Raw genomic sequence first — 8,359 nt, forward strand, 5'->3', positions numbered from 1 at the left:
GGCTACTCCACCGCTACATGCGGCACATGAACGGGCACATCGTGTCACCGTTTCGTCGCCAGCCGGAGCCCCCACCTCAGCCACAACCCCGATGCCTCGTCGGGCTGGGGCGAAGCCCCGTTAGCTCATGGCTCCCGACCACCGACAACAGCGAGCAACACGTCCGCATGACACTCCTGATCGCACGGACACCAGCAGGCGAGATCCTTGCCGGCGAGCTCCCGCCTAGCCTGCTCAACCAGGTCAGGATGTTGCCGCAGATGATCGTGGTACAGCTCGATCACCTCACCCCGCTCGTGGACCCGCCCACCGCAAACCCGACATCCCCGCCTTCCCACGGCGTGCGGGCTGCTGTACGGACTCGCCTTCAGGCCGGGCGCCGCCCTGCCGACGTACACCGCCCCCTTCGGCACGCGTCCGTGATACCTGTCGCCTTCGACCTTGACCCGGCGTGGCATGCGACATCCTCCCCACGTCGTAACGAGCCGGTACAGCCAACCCAGATTCCTTCCCCAGCACGCACAGGCATCCTCATGAACCGTCTGGCTTGACATGATCACATCGCGAGCGATAGACGCGCGCGCCCCTCGTGGTGCTACGCCGCCGGCATTGGGTGCCGCGGCTGGGTGCCGCCTCCAGGGCGCCGCAACGTCAGCGACTGGAACCGTCGTTCGTCCGGCCCCACGACGTGAAAGTCCACGATCTCGAAAATCTTGCGCGCATACTCCTGAAGCTGCTCATCGCTACGGAACGAGAAGAACCGAGGAGGATCATGATCATCCTCTTCGAACATGCCCTCCCCCATCAGACTGCCCCCGCCGTACACACCGAGAAAGAACAGCCCACCGGGCCGCATCACCGTACCGATCGCCTCCATGACCGCCGGAAGATCACTGTTGGGCGCATGCAGCAAGCAGTTCAACGCATACACCGCGTCGAACGACCCGGGTACGAAATCGAGACTCAGAAAGTCCATGACATGGGCTTCGATGCCCTTCTCCCGGCAGAGAGCCACCATGGCCGGCGACAGATCGACGGCCACGACGTCCCATCCGTTCTCCTGAAAGTACGCACTGTCATGACCCGTCCCGGCGCCGACTTCCAACAGCCGCCTGCACCCGTGATCCTTGAGCCGACTCAGGAACGCCTCCCGCTCCACCAGCTTCCACGGGGCCTTGCCGCTGAGGTCACGCCGTTCGGCACCACCGTCGTACGCCGTTCGGAGGGGACCGGTCACATCGTCATAGCGCACGTCCATCGCGTCATGATGCCCCACCGGAGATCTTCGACAACAGCCATCGCCGCTAAGCACTCGGACGGGATCGGCCAGCCGCCACGGTGCGGAACGAGGCCACAGAACGCCCGGATCCCCCGCCGCTCTGGGGGCCCTGAGGCGATCTTCGGCAGATTTAACACTGGATCTTCGGCAGATTTAACGTACTACCGTCGGCAGATTTAACATCGATGCTAATCTTCCACTGTGCGGGAAGCAATCGACTACCTACCCCGACGTGCGGCTTCACTGGTCTATGAGGCGTTGGAGGACACACGGATCGTCGTCATCAACGGAGCGCGCCAAGTAGGCAAGAGCACCCTCGCGGAAAGGGTGTTGCGACAAGTCCCTGGTGGTGTCGCTCGCTTCCTCGACGAGCCGCTCACCCGAACCGCGGCACAGGCAGACCCGGTGCGCTTCATCCGTCATGACAGTCTCATGCTCATCGATGAGGTCCAGCGAGTACCAGATCTGTGGCTGGCGATGAAGCACGTAGTGGACCGTGATCCTCGCCCTGGCCGCTTCCTGCTCACCGGCTCCGCCCGGCTACTCGCGTTGAGAAGCCTTCCGGACGCGTTGCCAGGAAGGTCTGAAACCATCGAACTCTGGCCTCTCTCCCAGGGTGAGATCGACGGCCATGAAGACGGTTTCGTCGATGCCGCATTCGCGCTGGGCTCAGATCTGCGCGCGCATGACCTTGGACTGAGGCGCAAGGGCTATGTGGCCCTGACAACCCGAGGCGGATATCCGGAGGCGGTGAAACGGACCTCACCCCGACGGCGCGCGCGCTTCTTCGAGGGCTACATCGCAGACTTGATCGTCCGCGACGTGAAGCAGATCGCAGAGATCGAGCGTACGGCCGACATGCGCAAACTGATGTCCCTGCTCGCTGCGCAGACCGGCGGCCTGCTCAATATCAGCCGTCTCGCAAGCGAGCTAGGAGTACCGAATCCGACCGTACGCCGGTACGTCGACATCCTGGAGACCATCTTCCTGATCCGGTCCATTCCCGCATGGTCGTCGAACGCCACGACACGAGCCGTGGCGACTCCCAAAGCGATCTTCGTGGACTCCGGCCTGGCCGCGTATCTCACCGACGGGAACGTCAGCGACAGCCGCATCGGTGGCCTGCTGGAGAACTTCGTGCTTAGCGAGATCGCCAAACAACTCACCTGGAGTATGACCTCGGCCCGCCTCTACCATTACCGTGACCGCGACCAATACGAGGTGGACGCGATCTTGGAGAACAACGCCGGCGAGATCATCGGCATCGAGGTAAAGGCGGCGGAGACGGTCCGACGCGACGACTTCCGAGGTCTGAGGTTGCTCCAGAGTCGCTTGGGGGACCGAATGCGGGCGGGCTTCGTCCTCTACTGCGGTTCGGAGTCGTTGAGCTTCGGCGAAGGCCTCACCTGCCTCCCCGTCTCCGCACTGTGGACGACCCGGGGGGATACCTGATGCTAGCCCGGCGGGTGGCACCAGCGACGTGATGGCGCTCATCACCTCGACCTTTCCTCGTCGTTCCACGCGAAGATGTGCCGCGTGGGGTGAGATCAGGGGACGGTTCGGCCGCCGATAGCGTGCCACCGCTCGTGTGACGCGAGGGGTTGGTCTGCGTGGTCCTATGGCTCAGTCGGCCAACTGCTTGCGGAGCGCCTCGGACTCTGGCGTCGGATCCGGCCGACGCACCCTGACAATGTGGTGCCCGAAGAAACCCGCCCTCTTCGTCATGGTGACGTGCTTGGAGTCGAGGGAGAGACCCATCTGAATCAGCATGGCCCGCCACGCCACGTCATTCAGCCCCAGATCCACCTGGGTGAGCTTTCTTACCAGGACGGCACCGATGGTTCGATATTCGACCGGCTTGTCGTTCTCGTCGAGGTAGGGCTGCATGCCCTTGTCGAACAGCTCGGCGACTTGCCAGTACTCGCCGGGGTCGCCTGGTTCTCGGTACAGCGCGATTGGGGTCCTCTTCGTACATCTCGATCTCGTCGCCCAGACGCAGGTCGGCCGCGGGGATACGGAACTCCACCATGCACGTCAGCGTATGGGCATGTCACTGTGGGTGGAAGACCCAATCACGCTAGGCAAGGAGGAAGCAGCGAATGATCCCCGGCTGCGGTAATTGCGACTGCAACGATGTGATGTTCGAAGGGACTCCATCGCACTGGACGCAGGTTCATGCCGAGTGACCTCAAGGCCCACCCCCGTCCGGACATCCGGAGGGATGGGCCCGGGCGGGGGTAACAAATCAGCGCTCTGTAACACTCGCCATACAGCCTGCGATGAGCGTGTGGGCCGCCCCGCCTCCCGTTGGAGTCGCCATGTCCCACCAGTACGGGCCCCGCAAGGACCACCTCCGGGCAGCTTCCCACCGCCCGGGCCACCGCCAGGGGGTGGCTATCCGCCTCAGGGTCCTCCGCCGGGGCACCGCCGTCCTCGCCCTCACCAAAGCCACCCACGACAAGCCCTGGTTCTACACCGCACGCGTCGTCCTTGAGACCGGCAGTGCCCTGGAGCTCCTCAACGGCGGCGGCCGTTCGAGCCGGGACGAGGACGACCGGGCGCACGCCGCCGCCGTCGCAGCCCGGGTCCAGCCCGGCGACCTCGTCTGGGGACGCGAGCGTAGCGTGACGCTGTGACCTACCGGGACGCGTCGGACGGATCAGGGGACAGTCGCGTGGATCCGGTGGCGGCGCTCGTTGGAGCCTGTCATCACTATGCGACGCACCTGGCGTTACTCACTGACAAACTGGCTGCGATCGAACTGTCAGGTCTGGACGCACAGGGGGCCGGACATTTCCCGTTACGGCAACTGTCCGGCCCCGGAGTGGTCGCTACGCGGCTAGCAACACCTGCGCTCGAGAGTGCTCCGCACCCCGAAGGTGCTTCCTGGCCCCCAGTTGCACGCGTACTTGTCCTTCATTGACCTGCTGCTGCAGGCGGGGTTGTAATAGCACCGCCCCCACCAATAGCCGTTGATGGGTCTGTTGTAGCACTTGATGACGGCGCCGGCAGAGTCCTCGGGAAGGACCAAGGCCACGGCGCGGTCCGCGAGTCCGGTTATGATCTTCTTCACGCTCTTCATCCATTTCTTCGTTTACGGTCTCAGAACTTGGTCAGTTGATCTATGCCGTCTCCTTTACTGACAGGCCTGCAGATCCAGGGGACAACCTTCGGCGAGTGACGGCGTGAACGTCAGCGATAGGAAAGTAACCGTGGTCTCGCGAGTCGAAGCCGCCCTCGCTGTTGTCGCTGAGCAGGACGACATTGCCGACGGGGATACGACCTTCGGCCACCACCGGGGCCACCGAGGGCGGAACAGGGTCGCCCGGCAATCCGGCGATCCGCTTGATGAGGAAGGTCCCACCGACGAATTGAGGAGCGCGGACCACCGCGATCTGACCGCATCGGAGAGCCGATGCGGCCACACGCTGGACAAGTAGCCGATCTCCGTCGGTCAATGTGGGGGCCATGCTGTCGCCATCGACCCGGATCACGGAATACGTCGCGCGCAGCCGTACGATCAACAAGGCCAACGCGCAGCTCACGAGGAGGAGCACCCACCTCACGGGGCCACCGCCTCTTCCGGCTCGCGGTACCCGGTCGCCTGGAGGTTGAAGAGCCGTGCGTAGGGGCCGCGGGCGGCCATGAGGGCGTCATGCTTTCCGGCTTCCCGGATGGCGCCGTCCTCCAGAACGATGATGAGGTCGGCGTCGCGCACGGTGTTGAGCCGGTGAGAGATGAGCAGGCTGGTGGCGCCGTGGCGGCGGCGTCGGGTCCGAATGTGCACGTCGGCCTCGGCCTCAGGGTCCAGCCCGGCGGAGGGCTCGTCGAGGATCACGAGGTCGCGGTGGCCGCGGAACATCGCGCGGGCCAGGGCCGTACGCTGCCATTGCCCGCCGCTGAGCACGACACCCGTGTCGGGGTCGTCCTTGTCGTCCTCGCTGAAGAACGTCCGCGTGAGCAGGGTGTCGTACCCGCGAGGAAGAGAGGAGAGCTTGTCGTCGATCCCGGCTTCGTGAGCGGCCCCACGGATTCGGGTTTCGTCCTCACGGGCGGGGACGAAGCCGATGGAGACGTTGTCGGCTGCGGACATGTCGTAGGCCATATGGTCCTGGAACACTCCGCTGATGCGGTGCCGCAGATCATCGGGGTGCACGTCACGGATGTCGACGCCATCCCACGTGATGCTTCCGTGCTGCGGGTCGTAGAACCGGCACAGGAGCTTGACGAGAGTGGACTTGCCGGCCCCGTTCAGACCGACGATGGCGACCGACGCGGCGGCCGGGACGAACAGGTTCAGGCCGCGCAGGATCCAAGGGTGATCCTCGCTGTAGCGGAACCACACGTTGGTCAGCTGGATGCCGTGGCTCAGCCGGGGCAGTGGCGCGGGCTCGGCGGGAATGGGGAGGTCGGGTTCGGCCGAGGCCACGGCCACGTAATGGCCGAACATGAGCAGATCCTGGTGGAGAGCGGCAATACCGATGATCAGCCCGTTGAGGGCGGCCTGGACCGCGCCGATGGCGGCGATCAGCAGGGACACGTCGCCAATGCTCAACGCGCCAGAGCCGGCGGAGATGACGGCCCAGATCAGCCCGCCGCCCGCTACCACGGCGCCCAGCAGCGTCAGCAGGCCCTCAACGGACAGTTCCTTGATGTCCATCCGGCGGCGTGCGGCGTTGGACGTGCGCAACTCGGTCATCATCCGGCCTCGCAGGAAACGGCCGCTGTTGAATAGACGGATCTCCTTCGCCGCCGCAATCGTGGTGAGCAGATCGCCGTAGAACATTTGGCGTCGTTCGGCCGGGCCGATGTCCCAGATCATCGCGGCGCGACGATGCGACAGCCGCAACTGAGCCAACAGCGCGGGAACCCCGGTTGCCAGGACGATCCCCGTGAGAACCGGACTGACCATGAGCAGGGAGCCGACCATTCCGGCCATCGTGATCACCGCGCTCACAACCCCCAGGCATCCGGTGACGACTTCCTGTCCCGTTGACAGGCTGGTCTTCGCCAATCGCAGCTGGTCGTGGAAGTTGGGGTCCTCGAACCGTCGCAACCCGGCGAACCGGAGCGTCGCGGAGAACAGCTGTGTGGTGGTCTGGGCGGTGATCAACCTGCCTATCTCGCTGTTGAGGTACTGCATGAGCTGGGGCAGCACCGTCATCAAGATGCCCGCGGCGGCCAGCCCCACCGCGAGAGTGCTCAGCTCGGCCGCAGATCCCTGTCCTGCCAGGGAGTCGACCACCAGTTTGGTCAGCCACGCCACGACGATCGGCCCGATCGCCTCAACGATCATTATCAGGACATAGACCGCCATCAATCCCGGGGCTGCTCGCAGGGCGACCCCCGCGGCGGCCTTCGCCGTTCCGATCATGCGCTGACCGTGGCGGGCAACACGGGATTGTTGTCGGTGACCCTGCCGTCCGCACCGATTTCGAAGACGGTCGGATAGCCGGCGACCTGGAAGGCGCTCTGAATGGCGGCATGAGGCGCCTCGACCACGACACGTGCCACCTCAGCGAGGCGTTCGACGTCGGTGACGGCCTCCTTGTCGCTGTCGGTGACGACGACGGCGAGCACGGCAGCCGGGGTTCGGCGGGCATGATCGATGAAGCGCGGCATCAGTTCACTGCAGGGCTGGCAGGACGGGGAGAAGAAGCCGATCAGGGCGGGCCCTTCGATCAGCTCATCGGAGATCGGCTCGCCATCGGTGGTGGTGGCGGCGAACTCCGGGATCTTCTCCCCGATGGCGAGCCCTTCCTCCATGGGTGGCAAGGATGCCGCTGACGCGGCCTGCTTCCGCAGCCGGCGGATCACTCCGACCGTCAGCAGGAGATTCAGCAGGCACAGCACGCCGACCAGGACGACGGCAACAATCAGATACGGCATTACGCACTCCCCGAGACTTCCATGAACAAATCGGCGATATCGTCGAAGACGATCAAGAGGATGGCGCCGACCAGCCCAACCGGTACTGCCAGGGCGAGGCCGACCGCGGTTACCGGGCCGCCGGGAAACATCAGCGCCACCGAACCCAGCGCGACAACGAGCAGTAGAAGCCCGTTGCGGACCAGATGCACCGGGCCGAGCGGGGTCGCGGACGCGCCGAAGCACTGGCATGGCTCGCGCTGCCCCCAGCGAAGAGAAGCGGCGATCCACGTCGAGAACGCGATCAACAGCATCCCGCCGGCGGCCAGCCCTGCATGTGGAAGCACGATCAAGGTGGCCGTAGCGACAAGTTCCATGGCCACCGTTGCCGTGGCAGCCGGGAACCGGGCCGGGCCGGGCAGCAATCGCAGGGTGGCGGCGAAAGACTGTAGTGCGGCACGGCTGCGCAGCTTCGAGTACGCGGAGACAACGAAGACCGTGGTGAGCAGGACTTGACTCGCCACCAGCACGTGAACCATGACCCCAGATGCGCTTCCGGCCATTAGCCCGGCACTAGCGCGCCGGTGGCGCGGTGGGCGGCATGGGCTGGTTGTGACTTGATGTCGTGACTCTTGGATCGGTATTTGTCGTGGTCGGCCTGGCTGCCGTGTGGGGCGTTCAGACGATGATCGTGGGTCTCTGTTTCTGGCGGGTGGCAGTGGCTGAGCATCAGGAATCCGCGGACTCCTGACTTGAACACCCCGCGCTTGCCGTACTTGTAGACGTAGGCCGCATTGGCCGGTGCCGAGGGCAAGATCGTCAAGGCCCTGACCGCGGTCGTGAGGATCCCGATAGCGTGGGTGAGTAGGCGTTTGCTCCTCATGCCGCCAGGTATAGCAAGCCGCGGTATGTCCAGGGTATGTCGAGGGCTCTCGTAGTGCTTGCGGTGTAATCGTTTGAGCGTCTGATGGCAGGTCGGGCAGGGGCCCTCGCCGGCGACTTCACCGCCTTCGCCCTCCCCGCATGGAGGGGCTTGTTCGTCTCTACTTGATCAACTACTTGCACTATCAGGACTGGGCCCATTCCTCAGAGGGCGTTACGCGAGGCGAAGTCCATGATGTCGCAGTGTGATCGGATGGATTTGTAGCGTTACCGCCCGTCGGCGGGCTGCCCTGTGCTGGGATAGCCGGGTGAGCGAGCGCAAGCCGTACC

The 8,359-nt window shown here is 64.6% G+C and carries 10 protein-coding genes; 2 read left to right on the forward strand and 8 right to left on the reverse strand.

From position 1 onward, the window contains the following. Positions 1 to 125: 125 nt before the first annotated feature. Positions 126 to 554, reverse strand: coding sequence for a DUF4326 domain-containing protein (locus ACTWQA_RS58100; RefSeq protein WP_443167341.1), 429 nt, complete (start codon positions 552 to 554; stop codon positions 126 to 128). Between the two features lie 41 nt (positions 555 to 595). Further along, positions 596 to 1,258 carry a class I SAM-dependent methyltransferase gene (locus ACTWQA_RS58105; RefSeq protein WP_443167342.1) on the reverse strand — a complete coding sequence of 221 codons (663 nt, stop codon included), beginning with the start codon at positions 1,256 to 1,258 and terminating at the stop codon, positions 596 to 598. Between the two features lie 222 nt (positions 1,259 to 1,480). Between ACTWQA_RS58105 and ACTWQA_RS58110 the strand changes: the two genes are divergently transcribed. Beyond that, the gene (locus tag ACTWQA_RS58110; RefSeq protein ID WP_443167343.1) at positions 1,481 to 2,731 is read left to right on the forward strand and encodes an ATP-binding protein; all 1,251 of its coding nucleotides are present in this window, start codon (positions 1,481 to 1,483) and stop codon (positions 2,729 to 2,731) included. 171 nt (positions 2,732 to 2,902) lie between these two features. Here ACTWQA_RS58110 and ACTWQA_RS58115 read toward each other — a convergent pair whose 3' ends face one another. Beyond that, entirely contained in the window at positions 2,903 to 3,166 is a 264-nt protein-coding gene (locus ACTWQA_RS58115; RefSeq protein WP_443167344.1) for a hypothetical protein, read from the reverse strand. A 431-nt stretch (positions 3,167 to 3,597) separates the two neighbouring features. Between ACTWQA_RS58115 and ACTWQA_RS58120 the strand changes: the two genes are divergently transcribed. After that, on the forward strand, positions 3,598 to 3,915 hold the full coding sequence (locus ACTWQA_RS58120; protein ID WP_443167345.1) for a hypothetical protein: 318 nt from the start codon (positions 3,598 to 3,600) through the stop codon (positions 3,913 to 3,915). A 486-nt stretch (positions 3,916 to 4,401) separates the two neighbouring features. Here ACTWQA_RS58120 and lepB read toward each other — a convergent pair whose 3' ends face one another. The 5 genes from lepB to ACTWQA_RS58145 are packed head-to-tail and all read right to left on the reverse strand — an operon-like array spanning position 4,402 to position 8,030. Continuing rightward, positions 4,402 to 4,836, reverse strand: a complete 435-nt coding sequence (lepB, locus tag ACTWQA_RS58125; protein WP_443167346.1) for a signal peptidase I — start codon at positions 4,834 to 4,836, stop codon at positions 4,402 to 4,404. A 5-nt stretch (positions 4,837 to 4,841) separates the two neighbouring features. Further along, positions 4,842 to 6,653 (reverse strand): ABC transporter ATP-binding protein, encoded by a 1,812-nt coding sequence (locus ACTWQA_RS58130; RefSeq protein WP_443167347.1) that lies wholly within the window; start codon positions 6,651 to 6,653, stop codon positions 4,842 to 4,844. Then, positions 6,650 to 7,168: a TlpA family protein disulfide reductase gene (locus tag ACTWQA_RS58135; protein WP_305917371.1), complete on the reverse strand. Its 519-nt coding sequence runs from the start codon at positions 7,166 to 7,168 to the stop codon at positions 6,650 to 6,652. The genes ACTWQA_RS58130 and ACTWQA_RS58135 overlap by 4 nt, the downstream gene beginning before the upstream one ends. Further along, positions 7,168 to 7,686 (reverse strand): MauE/DoxX family redox-associated membrane protein, encoded by a 519-nt coding sequence (locus tag ACTWQA_RS58140; RefSeq protein ID WP_443167348.1) that lies wholly within the window; start codon positions 7,684 to 7,686, stop codon positions 7,168 to 7,170. Before ACTWQA_RS58140 ends, ACTWQA_RS58135 begins: the two co-directional genes overlap by 1 nt. Positions 7,687 to 7,709: 23 nt before the next feature. Further along, a complete protein-coding gene (locus tag ACTWQA_RS58145) occupies positions 7,710 to 8,030 on the reverse strand; it encodes a hypothetical protein (protein WP_443167349.1) in 321 nt (106 codons plus the stop codon). Between the last annotated feature and the right edge of the window lie 329 nt (positions 8,031 to 8,359).

Origin of the sequence: Nonomuraea sp. 10N515B (assembly GCF_052245915.1) — a bacterium.
GTDB lineage: Bacteria > Actinomycetota > Actinomycetes > Streptosporangiales > Streptosporangiaceae > Nonomuraea.